We start from the raw sequence: 16,928 nt of genomic DNA on the forward strand, positions 1-16,928 counted from the left end.
TGCTCCTGTCTCTCCCCGGATCGCCGATCCTCTACTACGGCGACGAGATCGGCATGGGCGACAACATCTGGCTCGGCGACCGCGACGCCGTCCGCACCCCCATGCAGTGGACACCCGACCGCAACGCGGGTTTCTCCTCCAGCGACCCCGGACGGCTCTTCCTGCCGACCATCATGGACCCCGTCCACGGCTACCAGGTCACCAACGTCGAGGCGTCCATGACCTCGCCCTCCTCGCTGCTGCACTGGACCCGCCGCATGATCGAGATCCGCAAGCAGAACCCCGCCTTCGGGCTGGGGACGTACACCGAGCTGCCTTCCTCCAACGCCGCGGTTCTCGCCTTCCTGCGCGACTTCGAGGACGACCTGGTCCTGTGTGTGCACAACTTCTCGCGCTTCGCCCAGCCCACCGAACTGGACCTGCGCCGCTTCGAGGGGCGCCACCCGGTGGAGCTGTTCGGCGGGGTGCGCTTCCCGGCCATCGGCGAACTGCCCTACCTGCTCACCCTCGCGGGACACGGCTTCTACTGGTTCCGGCTCACCCGAGCCGCGGCCCGGATCGGCCGACGCCCGTGAGCGTGGGCCGAGGAAAGGATGGGTCACCGTGACGAAGACCGCCTCACCGAGACGCAGCGCACCGAGCGCCGTCCGCTCCGGCGGGTCGCTCGCCGCGCTGCTGCGCGAGTGGCTGCCCCGGCAGCGCTGGTTCGCCGGCAAGGACCGGCCCCTCACCGACCTGCGCACACTGTCGATGACGGAGCTGTTCCCGGGCTGTCTGCATCTGCTGGTGCACGCCGGACAGTCGGGGGTCCCGACGCCCGGCGGCACTCCCCCGGCCGGGGACTGCTACCAGTTGCTCCTCGGTGTCCAGGAGCATCTGTCGCCCCGGCTGGGGCGGGCGCTCATCGGGCGGGTGGAGGAGGGCCCGCTGGCGGGGCTGGCGGTCCATGACGCGTTGCGGGATCCGCGGTCGTCGCATCTGCTCCTCGAACGGCTGCGCCATCCGGGCACGCTGGGTCCGCTGTGCTTCGAGTCCGACCCGTCCGTCCCGGTGCCGGCCGGGCTCGCGCCACGGCTGCTGGAGGCCGAGCAGTCCAACACCTCGCTGGTGTACGGCGACGCGTTCATCCTGAAGATCTTCCGGCGCGTCCAGCCCGGGGTGAACCCCGATCTGGAGGTGCCGGTGGCGCTGGCCGGGCAGGGGTGCGGGCGGGTTCCCGCGCCCGTGGCGTGGTTCCGCACCACGCATCCCCTGGAGGCCACCCTCGGTGTCCTCCAGCCGTTCCTGCCGGACGCCTCGGACGGCTGGACGCTCGCGTTGCAGGCCCTCGCGTGCGGGGAGGACTTCACCGCGGAGGCGGCCGAGCTGGGCCGGGCCACGGCGGACGTCCACCTGGCGCTGGCCGAGGCCCTGCCGGCCGGTCCGGACGCCGAGGACGGGCGTACGGCGGCGGCGATGACGGAACGGCTGGAGACGGCTGCGCACCATGTGGCGGCGCTGCGGCCGTTCGTCCCGGGGCTGACCTCCGCCTTCGGCGCGCTCGAGCTGTGCGATCCGGGGCCGCCCGCCCAGCGCATCCACGGCGACCTGCACCTGGGTCAGGTGCTGCGGGCCGGACGGGACTGGTTCGTCATCGACTTCGAGGGCGAGCCGTCCCGGCCGCTGGCCGAGCGGCGGCTCGCGCACTCCCCGGTGCGGGACATCGCCGGGATGCTGCGCTCCTTCGACTACGCGGCCCGGCAGCGCCGCCCGTGGCGTCCGGAGTGGGCGCGCCGCTGCCGGGAGGCCTACTGCGCGGGCTACGCGGCCCGGGCCGGATGGGATCCACGCAAGAAACACGCCCTTTTGCGTGCCTACGAGACGGATCGCGCCGTTTACGAGGTGTTGTACGAGGCCCGCAACCGGCCCGACTGGCTACCCGTACCCATGGCGGCGATCGAACGACTCGCCGCCCTAGGAGGCTGACCCATGGCCCTGCGCGACACCGCCCTCCCCGAGGCGGCCGGTCCCCGGCCGCCCGCGGCGCCCGCGCTCGACCCCGCCGACCGCGCCCGTCTGCTGTCGGGCGCGCACCACGACCCGCACGCCCTGCTGGGCGCGCATCCGGTGCCGGGCGGTGTGCTGCTGCGGGCGCTGCGTCCGTTCGCCGACGCGGTGAGCGTGCGGGTGGACGGCGCGGAGACCCCGCTCGTCTCGGAGGGGGACGGCCTCTTCGCCGTCGTACTGCCGCCGGACGCGGTGCCCGGGTACCGGCTGCTGGTGCGGTACGGGGACGACACCCACGAGGTGGAGGACCCGTACCGGTTCCGGCCGGCGGTCGGCGACCTGGATCTGCATCTGATCCGGGAGGGCAGACACGAGGAGCTGTGGCGGGCGCTGGGTGCCGAGCCGATGACGCACGAGGGCGTGGCGGGCACCCGGTTCTCGGTGTGGGCGCCCCATGCCCGAGGGGCGCGGGTCACGGGCGACTTCTGCCGCTGGGACGGGACCGCGTTCCCGATGCGCTCGCTCGGCGCGTCCGGGGTGTGGGAGCTGTTCCTGCCGGGCCTCGGCGAGGGCACCCGGTACAAGTTCGAGATCACCTCCCGGCACGGGGACCGCTTCCTGAAGGCCGACCCGATGGCCCGCCGGGCGGAGGTGCCGCCCGACACCGCGTCGATCGTGCACGCCTCGCACCACGCGTGGGACGACGCGGAGTGGATGGCACACCGGGGGGACGTCCCGGTGCATGTGGCGCCCTTCTCCGTCTACGAGGTCCATCTGCCGTCCTGGCGACCGGGGCTGACATACCGTCAACTCGCCGAGGAGCTGCCCGCGTACGTGCGGGACCTCGGCTTCACGCATGTGGAGTTCATGGCGGTCGCCCAGCATCCCTTCGCGGGGTCCTGGGGCTACCAGGTCACCGGTTTCTACGCGCCGACCGCGCGGCTGGGCACCCCGGACGACCTCAAGTACCTGGTCGACGCCCTGCACCGGGCAGGCATCGGGGTGCTGATGGACTGGGTGCCGGCCCATTTCCCCAAGGACGACTGGGCGTTGGCCCGGTTCGACGGGGAGCCGCTGTACGAGCCCGGGGACTGGCGGCGGGCCGAGCATCCGGACTGGGGGACGTACGAGTTCGACTACGGGCGGATCGAGGTGCGCAACTTCCTCGTGGCCAACGCCACTTACTGGTGCGAGGAGTTCCATGTCGACGGTCTGCGGGTGGACGCCGTCGCCTCGATGCTCTACCTCGACTACTCGCGGGACTCCGGGCAGTGGACGCCGAATGTGTTCGGCGGGCGGGAGGACCTCGACGCGATGGCGTTCCTTCAGGAGATGAACGCGACGGTGTACCGGCGCAATCCGGGCGTCGTCACGATCGCGGAGGAGTCGACCGCCTGGGGCGGGGTGACCCGGCCGACCGACAGCGGCGGGCTGGGCTTCGGCCTGAAGTGGAACATGGGCTGGATGCACGACTCGCTCCAGTACATCGCGAAGGAGCCGGTGCACCGCAAGTACCACCACCACGAGATGACCTTCTCGATGGTGTACGCGTACAGCGAGAACTACGTGCTGCCCATCTCCCACGACGAGGTGGTGCACGGGAAGCGGTCACTGGTCTCCAAGATGCCCGGCGACTGGTGGCAGCGGCGCGCCAACCACCGGGCCTACCTGGCCTTCATGTGGGCCCACCCGGGCAAGCAGCTCCTCTTCATGGGGCAGGAGTTCGCCCAGGGCGCGGAGTGGTCCGAGGAGCACGGCCCCGAGTGGTGGCTGCTCGACCCCGGCTACGCCTCCGCGGGCGATCACCGGGGGGTGCGGGACCTGGTGCGCGACCTGAACACCGTCTACCGTGCGACCCCCGCGCTCTGGCAGCGGGACACCGACCCGGGCGGGTTCCGGTGGGTGGTCGGGGACGCCGCCGACGACAACGTGTTCGCCTTCCTGCGGTACGACGCCGCCGGCGCTCCCCTGCTCGCCGTCAGCAACTTCTCCCCCGTGGTGCGCCACGACTACCGGCTGGCCGTCCTCGACGACGTACCGCTCTGGGAGGAGACGCTCAACACCGACTCCGGACGCTACGGCGGCAGCGATGTCACCTGTCCCGAACCCGTCAAGGCGGCGAACGGCGAGCTGTCGCTGACGCTGCCCCCGCTGGCCACGGTGTGGCTGCGGCCGTCGCCCGTGTGAGCAGGCGGCGCGGGGGCAGTCGGGGGACTACCGGACTCCACAGAAAGGCGGCATCCGTGCGCACCGTCGGAGTGGAGGAGGAACTCCTTCTGGTCGACCCCGAGACCGGGGATCCGAAGGCACTGTCCGCCGTGGTACTCGCTCGCGCCGCCCGGTGCGAGACGAACCCGGAGGAGCCTTCGGTGTTCCAGAAGGAGCTGCACAACCAGATGGTCGAGTTCGCCACCCGTCCGCATGAGCGGATGGGCGACCTCGCCGCGGACATCGTCGCCATCCGGGCGGAAGCGGCGCAGCACGCGCGGGAGGCGGGGTGCACGGTCGCCGCGCTGGCCACCTCGCCGCTCGCGGTGAGTCCCTCGGTCAGCATCGGGCATCGGTACAAGTGGATGGCGGAGCAGTACGGCATCGCGACCCGCGAACAGATCGTGTGCGGCTGCCATGTCCATGTGTCGGTCGGGTCCGACGAGGAGGGTGTCGCGGTCCTCGACCGCATCCGGCCGTGGCTGCCGACACTGATGGCGCTCAGCGCCAACTCCCCCTTCTGGCAGGGGCGGGAGACCGGATACAACAGCTACCGCCGCCGGGTGTGGCTGCGCTGGCCGTCGGCCGGGCCGACCGAGCTGTTCGGGTCGGCGGAGGGTTACCACCGGCGGGTGTCGGACATGGTGGCCACGGGGACGATCCTCGACGAGAAGATGGTCTACTTCGACGCCCGGCTGTCGGCGCGGTACCCGACGGTGGAGGTGCGGGTGGCGGACGTGTGTCTGCACGCGGAGACCGCCGCGCTGGTGGCCACGCTGGTGCGCGGCCTGGTGGAGACGGCCGCCCGCGCCTGGGAGGCCGGTGAACCGCCCCTGGTCCACAGCGTCAGCCTGCTGCGGCTGGCGGACTGGCGGGCCGCCCACTCCGGGCTGATGGGTGAACTCGTCCACCCCGTGACCATGCGGAACGCGCCCGCGCAGGCGGTCGTGGGAGCCCTCCTCGAGTATGTCAAGGACGCGCTCTCGGACAGCGGCGACCTGGAGCGGGCGCGCGCGTCCTGTGCCGGGCTGCTGCTGCACGGCAACGGGGCGCGGGTGCAGCGCGAGGTGTTCGAACGGACGGGCAGTCTGCGCGAGGTCGTCGCCTCGTGCGTCCGGCACACCCAGGCCTGAGCCGCGGCCGGGAAATCACTCGAAATCAGGCAGACGTCGAGGTCATCAACGCGCATCACTTAGTCGGTTCCTGGCCACAAACGATCCCACCTGGGCTACATTCGCCAGCGTCGATAACAGTTCTCGTCGGCAGAGTCACCCTTCGTACATGTCAGGAGCAGCGTATGCGTGACTTCGCTCTCGCTCCCCCGGTCGCCACCACGCCCCTGACCGCAGGGCTCGCCGACAGTGTTTTCGAGACAGCGCTCCGCACCCCGGCGCTTCCCGTGCTCGCCCGCCGCCTCGACGCGACCAGCTGGCAGGAGGTGAGCGCCGCCGAGCTGCGCGACCAGGTGGTGGACCTGGCGAAGGGTTTTGTCGCGTGCGGGATCACGCCCGGCCATCGCGTCGCGATCATGGCGCGCACCCGCTACGAGTGGACGGTGCTCAGCCACGCGCTGTGGGCGGTGGGCGCGGAGGTCGTCCCGGTGTATCCGACGGCCTCGCGCGACCAGGTCGCGTGGATCCTGCGCGACGCCGGCTGTGTCGGGGTGGTCGTCGAGGACGAGCAGAGCGTGATGACGGTGGGGTCGGTGTGCGCGACGCTGCCCGCGCTGCGGCACGTGTGGCAGCTGGACACGGGCGCACTGGAGGAACTCACGCGGCGCGGCGAGCACGTTCCGCCGACCACGATCGAGTCGCTGCGCCGCATCGTCATGCCGGACGCCACCGCGGTGATCGCGTACACCTCCGGCACCTCGGGCCGGCCCCTGGGCTGCGCGCTGAGCCATCGCAGCCTGGCCAGCCCCTGCGACACCCTGCTGGCCGGCTGGGCGCACACCGCCGCGCCGCCGGGCAGCCGGCCGAGTGTCCTGGCCTTCCTGCCTTTCTCCCATGTGTACGGCCTGATGATCCAGGGGCTGTGCCTGCGCGGCGGGATCCTGATGGGCCACGAGCCCGATCTGGGCGGGGCGGCGCTCGCCGAGGCGCTGCGGACGTTCCGGCCGACGTATCTCTACGCGGTCCCCTCGGTCTTCGAGAAGATCTACAAGAACTTCCTGCGGACGGCCCAGGAGGCGGGCCGCGGGTCGCTGTTCGAGCGCGCCGCGGAGACGGCGCGGGACTTCGCGGCGGCCGTCGAACGGCAGCGGCTGGGCCGGGGCTCGGGTCCCGGTTTCGACCTGCGGCTCCAGCACGCCCTGTTCGAGCGGACGGTCTACCGCAGGCTCCGTGCCGCCCTGGGCGGGCGCGTCCACCGGGCCACCTCGGGCGGCTCCCCGCTCCACCGCGACCTGTCGCTGTTCTACGAGGGCATCGGCGTCTACGTCCACGACGGGTACGGCCTGACGGAGACCAGCGGCGGGGTCACCATGCAGCCCCTCGGCCGGGAGAAGTCCGGCACGGTCGGTCAGGCCCTGCCGGGCACGGACATCCGGGTGGCGGAGGACGGGGAGATCCTGGTGCGCGGCCCTTCGGTGTTCCAGGGGTACGTCAACGCCGAGCCCGCGACCCGGGCCGCACTGCGGGGCGGCTGGCTGGCCACGGGCGACCTGGGCTTCCTGGACACCGACGGCTACCTCACGATCACCGGCCGCAAGAAGGACGTCATCATCACCAGCAGCGGAAAGAGCGTGGCGCCGGCCGCGCTGGAGCAGCGGCTGCGGCTGCATCCGCTCGTGCACCAGGCGGTGGTGGTCGGCGACAACCGGCCCTGCGTGGGCGCGCTGATCACCCTGGATCCCGACTTCCTGGCGCACTGGCGGCGGAGCCTCACGCTGCACGGCGACAGCCGGGAGGCACGGGAGGAGAACGCCCTGCGGGAGGAGATCGCCCGGGCGGTGGCCGCGGCCAACAGCTCGGTGTCCCGGTCGGAGTCCATCCGCGCCTTCCGGATCCTGCCGCAGCCCTTCGACCAGTCGAACGGACTGCTCACGCCCTCCATGAAGCTGCGCCGCGACTCGATCGTGGCGCACTACGCGGCGGAGATCGAGGCGATGTACCAGGCCCGGGCCAGGCTGCCCCGGCAGTCCGCCCCGGAGGACGTGCTGAGCTGGGACGACGCGGACAACGTGTTCCGCTGAAACGAGGCCGAAGCGAGGCGGGGGCGCGGGCTCGGGCGCGGCTCGGGCCGGGCGGACGTCCGAGGCGTAGGCCGCGCGCCTCCGGGAACTCAGGGGGGTGACGCAACACAACCGCACGAGAGAGGACGCCGGTTCCGGCCGGGCCGGGGCCGCACGCGACGACATGGCAGCCGACCCACGGGGCAATCACTCATCGGTCTCCTCGGCGATCCCGAGCCGCACCGCCCATTTCGCGGGGGATCCGCGGGACGTGACGGGCGCACGGCTCGCCACGGAGGGCTTCCTGCGTGAGCTGACACGGGTCTCGCCGCCCTCGACGGCGGAGTGCTGGTACGACATCGTGCTGATCGTGACGGAGCTCGCCGCCAACGCCGTCCAGTACGCGCCCGGCCCCTTCGAGCTGCGGCTGCGTCCCACCTTCGACGGGGTGCACGTCACCCTGCACGACACCAGCCGGACCCTGCCGGCGCCGCGTCCCTTCCGGCCCGAGAGCGGGGGCGGCGGGGTCGGCTGGTATCTGATCCAGGCGCTGGGCACCCAGGTCAGCGTCGTACCGGACGGCCACGGCAAGGACGTACACGTCTTCCTGCCGTGGTGAGCGCCGAGGCGGGCGGGTCAGGCCGGTGTGGTCAGCCGGGCGTAGTAGTCGCCGACACCGGACAGGTAACCGGAGTCCCTGGTCTCGCTGTCGGTGCGGAACCGGGGCGCTTGTTTGACCTCGTCCCGGGTGCAGTCCAGCCGGACCTTGCGGCCCGCCGGGTCGACGGCCCGTACGACGCCCGCAGGTACGAGGGTGCTCCTGCCGAACACCCAGGCGCCCGAGTCGACGATCAGATGCCGCATGCCGAACGGTGCGGCCTCGCGCTCCACGTGCCCGAGTGTGGCGCCGTCGGACGCCACCACCGCGTACCCCGTCAGATCCTGTCCCCCGGCACGGCCGCTGCCCGCCGGGTAGGACCATATTCCGTCGTCGATGGTCACTCTGCTCCCCTCCTCGTCCTTCACAGCACCAAATACCCGTTCGAGCGGCCCGCATTCCGGACGGGCGGACCCGCTGTGACCTCCTGCGTCACATCCGACCCACGCGCAACCGGAATCCGTGCGTACACATGCCTTTCGGCGGGTACGACCCCGGCCTCGGAAAAAACTGCAGAAACGTTCGTCTGCATGCCACACCGGGCTGGCGCAACCGGTTCGGGGGCGGCAAGGATCGACGGGTGCGAGGAGCCCTCGGGCGGGCACACGCAGCCGGTGGAGCAGGGGCGGACCGCCCGGAGCGGCAGAAAGGGATGGACAACGTGACACGACCCAGGATCCTGGTGGTGGGCGCGGGCTTCGCGGGAGTGGGGTGCGTTCGGCGCCTGGAACGCAAGCTCGCCTCGGCGGAGGCCGAGATCACCCTGGTGACGCCGTTCGCCTATCAGCTCTATCTGCCGCTGCTGCCGCAGGTCGCCTCGGGGGTACTGACACCCCAGTCGATCGCCGTGTCCCTGCGCCGCAGCCGCAAGTACCGCACCCGGATCATCCCGGGTGGTGCGATAGGCGTGGACCTCGACTCGAAGGTCTGCGTGATCCGCACCATCAACGGCGAGGTCGTCAACGAGCGCTACGACTACATCGTGCTGGCTCCCGGCAGTGTGACCCGCACCTTCGACATCCCCGGTCTGACCGACCACGCCTACGGGATGAAGACGCTCGCGGAGGCCGCGTACATCCGCGACCACGTCATCACCCAGCTCGACCTCGCCGACGCCAGCCACGACGACGCCGAGCGGGCCTCCCGGCTGCAGTTCGTGGTCGTGGGCGGCGGCTACGCGGGCACCGAGACCGCCGCCTGTCTGCAACTGCTCACGCACAACGCGGTCAAGCGCTATCCGCGCATCGACCCGAAGCTGATCAAGTGGCATCTGATCGACATCGCCCCGAAGCTGATGCCGGAACTCGGCGACAAGCTGGGCAGCAGCGCCCAGGAGGTGCTCCGCAAGCGCGGGATCGACATCTCGCTGGGTGTCTCCATCGCCAAGGCGGGTCCGGAGGAGGTCACCTTCACCGACGGGCGGGTGGTCCCGACCCGCACCCTGATCTGGACGGCCGGGGTGGTGGCCAGCCCGCTGATCGCCACGCTCGGCGCGGAGACGGTACGGGGGCGGCTCGTGGTCACCGCGAACATGGATCTGCCCGGCCACGACGGGGTGTTCGCGCTGGGCGACGCGGCGGCCGTGCCGGACGAGGCGAAGGCGTCGAAGGGCCAGGACGGGGCGGTCTGCCCGCCGACCGCGCAGCACGCGATGCGGCAGGGCAAGGTCGTGGCCGACAACGTCGTGGCGACGCTGCGCGGGCAGGCGATGCGGCCGTACGTGCACAAGGACCTGGGTCTGGTCGTCGACCTCGGCGGCACCGACGCCGTGTCCAAGCCGCTCGGCATCCCGCTGCGGGGGCTGCCCGCGCAGGCCGTGGCGCGCGGCTACCACTGGTCGGCGCTGCGCACGGGCGTGGCGAAGGCGCGGGTGCTGACCAACTGGACCCTCAACGCCGTCGCCGGCGACGATTTCGTCCGTACCGGCTTCCAGTCGCGCCGGGCGGCCAAGCTGAAGGACTTCGAGTACACGGACAGCTATCTGACACCCGAGCAGGTACGGGCACACGTCGAGGGCACGGGTCCCGAGGCGGAGTGAGGCCCGGAGCGGGAGCGGCGGCACGCCTGCGGGACCGGGTCGCCGCATCCGACCCGGGGCTGCTGCGGCTGGCGGCGGGGCTGCGGACGGTGGGGGCGATCTCGCTCACGCTGGCCGTGCTCTCGCTGCTGGGCGCGGACGTCAGGCATCTGGTGGCGGGGGCGGTCGCCGCGATGGTGGCCACCTTCGCCATCCGGGAGCAGCAGCGCGACAAGCAGGCGGTGACGCTGGCGCTGGGGCTGCCGGTGGCGCTCGCCTCGGTGTCGTCGGCGGCGCTGCTGAGCGGGCGGGAGGTGGCCGGTGGCGTCGTCTTCGTGGTGCTCATCTTCTGCGCGGTGTACGGGCGGCGGTTCGGCGACCGGGGCACCGCGCTGGGGCTGATCGGGTTCCAGACCTACTTCCTCGCGCTGTTCGTGGAGGTCACGACGGCGAGTCTCGCGGGGTTCTGCGGGGCACTCGCCGTGGCGTTCGCGAGCAGCGCGGTGGCGCGGTTCGCGCTGGTGCCGCAGACGCCGGCGGGGGTCCTGGACCGGCTGCGGCGGGCGTTCCGGGCGCGGCTCGCGCAACTGCTGGACGCCCAGCTGGAGTTGCTGGACGCGGGGCCGGACGAGGTGGAGCAGGCCATCGCCCACGCGCGCGAGGGCACCGCGCGGCTGCACGAGCCGGCCCTGATGATCCAGGGCCGGCTGGCGGACGGCACCTCCGACGAGGCGGTGGCGCGGCTGGTGCAGCGCCGGGTCGCGGACGCGGAGATCGCCGCCGAGCGGCTGGGCCTGCTCCTGCTGACGGCGCGCAGTGCCGAGCGGGCCGACACCCTGACCCTGCATCTGCCGGGGGCGCCGGTACCGGAGGGGAGTCGTCTGCCGGTCCCGGACGAGGCGCTGGACGTCCTGCGCCGGGATCTGCGGGCCCTGCAACTGCTCGTACGGCAGCCCGCCGGGGAGGGTTCGGGGACGGCGCAGGTGCGCAACCGGCTGCTGGGGTACCGGGACGAGGAGAACCTGCCGCAGGCGTCGTCGGCCGTGCAGGACGTGTTCCGCGGGGTCGGTGAGGCGGCGCGCGCGGTGCTGGGGCTGCGGATCGCGCTCGACGGTCCGCAGGACGAGTCCGACGACAGCCCGGAGACGGCCAGGTCCCGGGAGGAGCTGGACGCGGAGGACGCGGCCATCGAGGCCGAGCAGGAGGAGGGCGACACCGGCCTCAAGCGGCCGACGACGCGGGCGGCCGTGCAGGTGGCCGTCGGGTCGTCGCTGGCCATCGTGGGCGGCGAGCTGCTGTCCTCGAACCGCTGGTACTGGGCGGTGCTGACCTGCTGGATCGTCTTCATCAACACGTCGTCCACCGGGGAGATCCTGGTCAAGGGCTACCGGCGGCTGCTGGGGACGGTGCTCGGGGTGGTCGCGGGAATCGTGCTCGCGGGCGCCGTTGGCCATCACACGTGGACGGCGTTCGCGGTGGTGCTGCTGTGTGTGTTCGCGATGTTCTACACGGCGCCGCTGTCGTACACGCTGATGTCGTTCTTCGTGACGGCCGCGCTCGGTGTGCTGTACACGCTGCTGCACACCTACAGCCTGTCGGTGCTGGTCCTGCGGATCGAGGAGACGGCGCTGGGGGCGGCCTGCGGGGTGGTCGCGGCGGCGCTGGTGCTGCCGGTGCACACGGACCGCCGTACGAACGAGCTGCTGTCGACCGTCCTGGACCGGCTGGCCGAGGTCACGGAGGCCGCCGTCGACCAGCTCAGCGGTTCTCCCCCGGCCGATCTGCTGGACCTGGCCCGGGACCTGGACCAGTCGCTGGCGGATCTGCGCGCGGCGACCCAGCCGCTCACCCACCCGGTGACCCCGCTGCGGACCCGGCGGAACACCGCTCGCTATGTCGTCGCGCTGCTCGAGACCTGCGCCTATCACGCGCGGTCGCTGGCGGCCACGGCGGAGCTGCTGCCCACGCATCCGTCGATCGCGGCGGACCCCCGGCTGCGCGGGGCCGGGGAGCGGATCCTGCGCAACATCGGGACGATCGCCGCGCATGTCACGGACGAGCACGCGACCGCCGAGGTGCTCACCGGGCCGAACATCGCCTCGCTGCTGAAGCCGGGCGGACTCGGGACCCCCCGCTACGGGCGGGTGACCGACCGGGTGCTGCGCCATCTGCAGCGGCTGGACGAGGCGGTGCTGGGGCTGGCCCGGCCGCTGGGGGTGCCGGTGGCCCCGCCCGCCTGACCCTTCTGACCGGCCGACCGGTCAGAAGTCCGTGGGCAGGTCGCTCGCGGCGGCGATGCCCCGCAGTTCCTCGGTGTCGCTCTGGCGCTGCTGTACGTATCCAGCGATCTCGGCGAGGCGGGCCGGGTCGCGCGCGGTCGCCGCGTCGGTGACCACACGGACCGGTTCCGTGCCCTCGACCTGGATCTCGACCAGCTGGTTGTCCAGCCGGCCGGTCAGGGCGGTGGCGATGACCAGTGCGGCCTCGTCGCGGATCTCCTGCGGCACGTCTTCGGTACTGTCCGGGTCGAGGGCGAGGTCGACCGGTTGGGGCGGCTGTTCGTCCAGGGCGCGCAGTGCGGGGGCGACGACCTCCAGCAGGAGCCGGTAGTCCTCGCTGTCCATACGGACGCGCAGCAGGTCGAGGTAGACGTCCACGGGCCGGCCGTCGGGCGGGAACTCGGATTCGTTCATCTGTACCGGGTGCCCACGTCACGCCGAATCAAGAGTGTCTCCGGGCCTCAGTCTCGGCTTGTGGGCAGACGAGCGCGCGCGTCAGGCCTCGCGGTGCCGGGGCCGGGCCATGGCGTGGGCGCGGACCCGGGCGCAGCTGCGGTCGATGAGGCGGGAGACGTGCATCTGGGAGATGCCGAGGCGGTCGGCGATCCGGCTCTGGGTCATGTCCTCGAAGAAGCGCATGTACAGGATGGCGCGCTCGCGCTCGGGCAGGCAGCGCAGACCCTCCTTGGCGGACTCACGGTCCACGACGACGTCGTACGAGGCGTCGGGGCCGCCGAGTGTGTCGGCCAGGCTGTGGCCGTCGTCGCCGACCGGTGCCTCGGCGTCGAGAGACAGTGTGCTGTAGCTCTCCAGAGCCTCCAGACCGGCGCCCACCTCCTCCTCTGTTAAGCCGGTGTGGGCGGCGATGTCGGTGACGGAGGGTTCGTGGGAGCCGGGGTTCTGGGTGAGCTCCCGGCGGGCGAGCCGTACCTTGTTGCGCAGTTCCTGGACGCGGCGGGGCACCCGCAGGGCCCACATCCGGTCGCGGAAGTGCCGCTTGATCTCGCCGGTGATGGTGGGCACGGCGTAGCTCTCGAAGGCCCCGCGCTCGGGGTCGAAACGGTCGACGGCCTTCAGCAGTCCGAGCGCGGCCACCTGGCGCAGGTCCTCGACGGTCTCGCCGCGGTTGCGGAACCGGCCGGCGATCCGGTGGGCCATGGGCAGCCACGCCGTGACGATCTCCTCGCGCAGGCTGTCCCGTTCGGGCCCGTCCTCCAGGGCGGTCAGCCGTGCGAACAGGGCCATGGTGTCGGGTGCGTCGTCGTGGGTGCGCCGCGGCCGGGCCACGGCGCGGGCGGATTGAGCCGGTCGATTTGTCGACAGGTCGATGGCCATGCAGAATCGCTCCTGATCGGGCTTTGCGGATCTCGGGCGGGCGGTGGGCCCGGCGGGTGGTGGCTTGGCGGGTCTCGGGCGATGGCTCGGTAGGCGGTGGCCTGGTGGGTCTCGGGCGATGGCTCGGTAGGCGGTGGCCTGGTGGACAGTGGCCGGCGCCCACCAGCCGGTGAGCAGGGGCCGACAGTCAGGGGGCGGTCAGCCCACAGGCACGACCGCGGTGACGCGCTTGCCCCCGGAGGGCAGACCGGAGACCAGGACGTCCCGGGCGAGCCGGCACACGATCGGCCAGCCCCGGCCGCCGGGACTTCGCCGGCCGCGTTCGTCGAGCATGTTCCGGGCCACCGGCAGCCGGTCGCTGCGGTCGCTCACGGATACCCGCACGACGGGTCCCTCGACATCGACCTCGAACGCGGTGACCCCTCCGCCGTGCAGGATGGCGTTGGCGGTGAGTTCCGAGGCGACGAGCAGCGCGTCGGCGAGGGCTTCCTCGTCGTACGGACGGCCGGTGGCACCACGGCGCCCGGCCGCCGCGAGCCGTACGGCGCTGCGGACGTCGGAGGGCAGACACGGCCCCGGTCCGCCGCAGTGGCCCTCCGCTGCAACCACGAGGTGGGTGGAGTGGTTCTCGGCGCGCATCCTTTCGCTCCCTGACTGTCGGACGGGTGAAGCCGCGTCGGCCGACCGACGCGGCCCTCTTTGTGCGGCTGGCCGCCTGGGGCGGGCCCAAACCTCCGGACGGGAAAGTCATCAATCCGGCCGGAACGGGTACCCGGGCTCCATGACAGATGGCGTGGACGCGGACGAACTGCTCCGGCGCATCCGGCGGGCCCGGGACCAAGCCCGCGAGGAGGTGCGGATCTGGCAGGTCCGGGGTGCGGAACTGGAACGGACCGATCCGGAGGGCGCGCGCGAGGCGCGGATCCGGGGGCTGGCGTACGAGACGGTGCTCGGGGCGCTGGACGAGATCGTGGCGCCCGGGCACGGCGGGACGGGTCCGGGCGGGGCGCGCGAAGTGAAACAGGTCACGTGACCGGGTTCGGGCTACGCAAAATCTCCGCCAATGGTTTACCGTTCATTCATACGTGGTGCGCGGAGTGCGAGCCGAGACTCCTCCGCACGTCACGGTGTGACTGCCCTGGCTGGCTTCCCCCGTCCAGCCAGGGCTTTTCCATGCTCCGAACCATCCTCCGGGCCATGCCCCTGCCATGCCCCCGGCCGGAAAGTGCGCTCCGCCGAGGTGCTCTCGGCGTCGGCAGCGGCTGAAATGGGCTGTGGAGAAAGCACCGCGACCGATCGTCGGCGAGGAGCCCCGCGCCATGACCAGAGCGACCAAGTTGCTGACCGCCCTTCCCCCGCTCCAGCGCGGGCGCCTGATGGAACTCGCCCGCGAGGTCTCCTTCCCGGAGGACGCCCGGATCTTCGAGGCGGGCGGCACGGCCGACCGGTTCTGGGTGGTCCGGTCCGGCGCGGTCTCCCTGGACCAGCAGGTGACATCTGTGCAGCGGGTCGTCGTCGCCAGCCTCGGCGCGGGCGATCTGCTCGGCTGGTCCTGGCTGTTCCCGCCGTACCGCTGGGACTTCGGCGCGGAGGCTTTCAGCCCGGTCCGCGCCTACGAGTTCCAGGCGCAGCCGGTGCTGAAGCTCTGCGAGGAGGACCCGGCGCTCGGGATGACCCTGGTGCGGCTGGTGGCCGAGATCCTCGCCCACCGCCTGGAACTCACCCGGGGAAGGCTGATGGAACAGTACGGCTCGCGTCGACGGGATGTGCTGTGACCCGCACACTGTGACCCGCACCGGACCCGCTCACCCAGGCGGCGCGAGGCCGGCACGGATGCCGTAGGGCGCTTGCTCCGATGCGGTTGGCGGCCGGGGCTGTCTCGGGCGCGCGTCTCAGATGCGGTAGCGGCGCAGGGCCGGGGCCGCTGCCGTCAGGGCCAGCATGACGGCGACGACCAGCAGGCCGCCGCCCGTGACCGCCGTGCGGGGGCCGAAGGCGGCGCCCGCCGTGCCGTGCAGGACGTCGGCGAGCCGCGGGCCGCCCGCGACGACGACGGTGAAGACGCCCTGCATCCGGCCGCGCATCTCGTCGGTGACGGCGGAGAGCAGGATCGCGCCCCGGAAGACCATCGAGACCATGTCGGCGACACCGGCGACGGCCAGGAACACCACCGCGAACCACAGACTGCCGCTGAGCCCGAAGGCGGCGATCGCCGCGCCCCAGGCGACGACCGCGCCGATCACCATCCAGCCGTGCCGGCGCGCCCGCGAGAACGTCCCGGAGAACAGCCCGCCCAGCACCGCGCCGATGGGGATCGCCGCGAACAGCAGGCCGAGCGCGAGCCCTTCGCCGTAGGAGGCGTACGTCTGGGCGGCGAGCTGCGGGAACAGGGCGCGGGGCATGCCGAAGACCATGGCGACGATGTCGGCCAGGAAGGACAGCAGGAGCACCTTGTGCCGGGAGATGTAGCGGAAGCCCTCCGCGATCTCCCGTATCCCGGCCCGTCGCGCGGCGCTGCCGTCCAGGGGCGGCAGCGCGGGGAGCCGGTAGACGGCCCACAGGGTCACGCACAGCGCGAGCGCGTCGACGAGGTACAGCTCGGGCAGCCCGATCACGGGTATCAGGGCACCGGCCAGCAGGGGTCCGGCCACCAGTCCGGTCTGCATCACGGTCGAGCCGAGGGCGTTGGCCGCGGCCAGTTCCTGAGCCGGGACGAGCCGGGCGATGGAGGCGGTGCGGGCGGGCGCGTTGAGCCCGAAGAAGGCCTGTTGCGCGGCGAGCAGCACCATCAGTACGGCCACGTTGTCGAGCCCCGCCGCCGCCTGGAGCCAGAACAGCACCGAGGTGACGGCGATCCCCGTGTTGGTGATCAGCAGGAGTCTGCGCCGGTCCATGGTGTCGGCGACCGCGCCGCCCCACAGCGCGAAGGCGACCATCGGCACGAGACCGGCGAGGCTGGCGTAGCCGACCCAGGCCGAGGAGCCGGTGATGTCGTAGATCTGCTTGGGCACGGCGACCGCGGTGAGCTGGCTGCCGACGGCCGTGACGATGGTCGAGGACCACAGCCGGCGGTAGGCGGGCCGGCGCAGGGGGCGGGTGTCCATCGCCCAGCGGCGCCAGCCGCGCCGGGGGGCCTCCTGCGGACTCGGGCCGTCGTCGTCGGCTGTCCCGGGTGCGGTGCTGCTGCTCTCGCTGGTGTCCACGCGCGTCCTGGTTGCTCGTTACATCTTTCGGGTGCGGAGGCCACTATCCCAGCATCTTCCGTGGTTCGGC

At 72.1% G+C, this 16,928-nt stretch carries 15 protein-coding genes; 10 read left to right on the forward strand and 5 right to left on the reverse strand.

Annotated features, from left to right (window positions below):
- The 6 genes from ACFPIH_RS15340 to ACFPIH_RS15365 all read left to right on the forward strand — a co-directional run.
- Positions 1-575 (forward strand): alpha-glucosidase C-terminal domain-containing protein (locus ACFPIH_RS15340; RefSeq protein ID WP_381172748.1); only part of this gene is annotated, 575 nt, incomplete at its 5' end.
- Positions 576-603: 28 nt separating this feature from the next.
- Positions 604-1,965 (forward strand): maltokinase N-terminal cap-like domain-containing protein, encoded by a 1,362-nt coding sequence (locus ACFPIH_RS15345; RefSeq protein WP_381172745.1) that lies wholly within the window; start codon positions 604-606, stop codon positions 1,963-1,965.
- A gap of 3 nt (positions 1,966-1,968) precedes the next feature.
- The gene (gene glgB / locus ACFPIH_RS15350) at positions 1,969-4,173 is read left to right on the forward strand and encodes a 1,4-alpha-glucan branching enzyme (protein ID WP_381172742.1); all 2,205 of its coding nucleotides are present in this window, start codon (positions 1,969-1,971) and stop codon (positions 4,171-4,173) included.
- Positions 4,174-4,229: 56 nt separating this feature from the next.
- On the forward strand, positions 4,230-5,327 hold the full coding sequence (locus tag ACFPIH_RS15355; protein ID WP_381172739.1) for a glutamate--cysteine ligase 2: 1,098 nt from the start codon (positions 4,230-4,232) through the stop codon (positions 5,325-5,327).
- A 164-nt stretch (positions 5,328-5,491) separates the two neighbouring features.
- Complete coding sequence (locus ACFPIH_RS15360) at positions 5,492-7,387, forward strand: AMP-dependent synthetase/ligase (RefSeq protein ID WP_381172737.1); 1,896 nt, start codon at positions 5,492-5,494, stop codon at positions 7,385-7,387.
- A gap of 163 nt (positions 7,388-7,550) precedes the next feature.
- A complete protein-coding gene (locus ACFPIH_RS15365; RefSeq protein WP_381172765.1) occupies positions 7,551-7,985 on the forward strand; it encodes an ATP-binding protein in 435 nt (144 codons plus the stop codon).
- Between the two features lie 17 nt (positions 7,986-8,002).
- On the opposite strand, the gene ACFPIH_RS15370 is transcribed toward ACFPIH_RS15365, so the two are convergent.
- Entirely contained in the window at positions 8,003-8,368 is a 366-nt protein-coding gene (locus tag ACFPIH_RS15370) for a PRC-barrel domain containing protein (RefSeq protein WP_381172734.1), read from the reverse strand.
- Between the two features lie 308 nt (positions 8,369-8,676).
- On the opposite strand from ACFPIH_RS15370, the gene ACFPIH_RS15375 reads away from it, so the two are divergent.
- Positions 8,677-10,062 (forward strand): NAD(P)/FAD-dependent oxidoreductase, encoded by a 1,386-nt coding sequence (locus ACFPIH_RS15375; RefSeq protein WP_381172731.1) that lies wholly within the window; start codon positions 8,677-8,679, stop codon positions 10,060-10,062.
- Positions 10,059-12,281, forward strand: a complete 2,223-nt coding sequence (locus ACFPIH_RS15380; protein WP_381172729.1) for an FUSC family protein — start codon at positions 10,059-10,061, stop codon at positions 12,279-12,281. The genes ACFPIH_RS15375 and ACFPIH_RS15380 overlap by 4 nt, the downstream gene beginning before the upstream one ends.
- Before the next feature lie 21 nt (positions 12,282-12,302).
- Here the strand turns inward: ACFPIH_RS15380 and ACFPIH_RS15385 are convergent, their stop codons facing one another.
- The 3 genes from ACFPIH_RS15385 to ACFPIH_RS15395 form a co-directional block, all read right to left on the reverse strand.
- On the reverse strand, positions 12,303-12,734 hold the full coding sequence (locus ACFPIH_RS15385; RefSeq protein WP_381172727.1) for a hypothetical protein: 432 nt from the start codon (positions 12,732-12,734) through the stop codon (positions 12,303-12,305).
- Positions 12,735-12,815: 81 nt separating this feature from the next.
- Positions 12,816-13,655: a SigB/SigF/SigG family RNA polymerase sigma factor gene (locus ACFPIH_RS15390; protein ID WP_381172725.1), complete on the reverse strand. Its 840-nt coding sequence runs from the start codon at positions 13,653-13,655 to the stop codon at positions 12,816-12,818.
- Positions 13,656-13,853: 198 nt separating this feature from the next.
- Complete coding sequence (locus ACFPIH_RS15395; protein ID WP_381172723.1) at positions 13,854-14,294, reverse strand: ATP-binding protein; 441 nt, start codon at positions 14,292-14,294, stop codon at positions 13,854-13,856.
- Positions 14,295-14,436: 142 nt separating this feature from the next.
- Here ACFPIH_RS15395 and ACFPIH_RS15400 point away from each other — a divergent pair, with 142 nt between their 5' ends.
- Positions 14,437-14,688 carry a hypothetical protein gene (locus ACFPIH_RS15400; protein ID WP_381172721.1) on the forward strand — a complete coding sequence of 84 codons (252 nt, stop codon included), beginning with the start codon at positions 14,437-14,439 and terminating at the stop codon, positions 14,686-14,688.
- A 286-nt stretch (positions 14,689-14,974) separates the two neighbouring features.
- Positions 14,975-15,430, forward strand: coding sequence for a cyclic nucleotide-binding domain-containing protein (locus ACFPIH_RS15405; RefSeq protein WP_381172719.1), 456 nt, complete (start codon positions 14,975-14,977; stop codon positions 15,428-15,430).
- Between the two features lie 117 nt (positions 15,431-15,547).
- Here the strand turns inward: ACFPIH_RS15405 and ACFPIH_RS15410 are convergent, their stop codons facing one another.
- On the reverse strand, positions 15,548-16,858 hold the full coding sequence (locus ACFPIH_RS15410; protein WP_381172717.1) for an MFS transporter: 1,311 nt from the start codon (positions 16,856-16,858) through the stop codon (positions 15,548-15,550).
- Between the last annotated feature and the right edge of the window lie 70 nt (positions 16,859-16,928).

Source organism: Streptomyces vulcanius, assembly GCF_042653945.1.
Taxonomy (GTDB): Bacteria; Actinomycetota; Actinomycetes; order Streptomycetales; family Streptomycetaceae; genus Streptomyces; species Streptomyces mangrovi.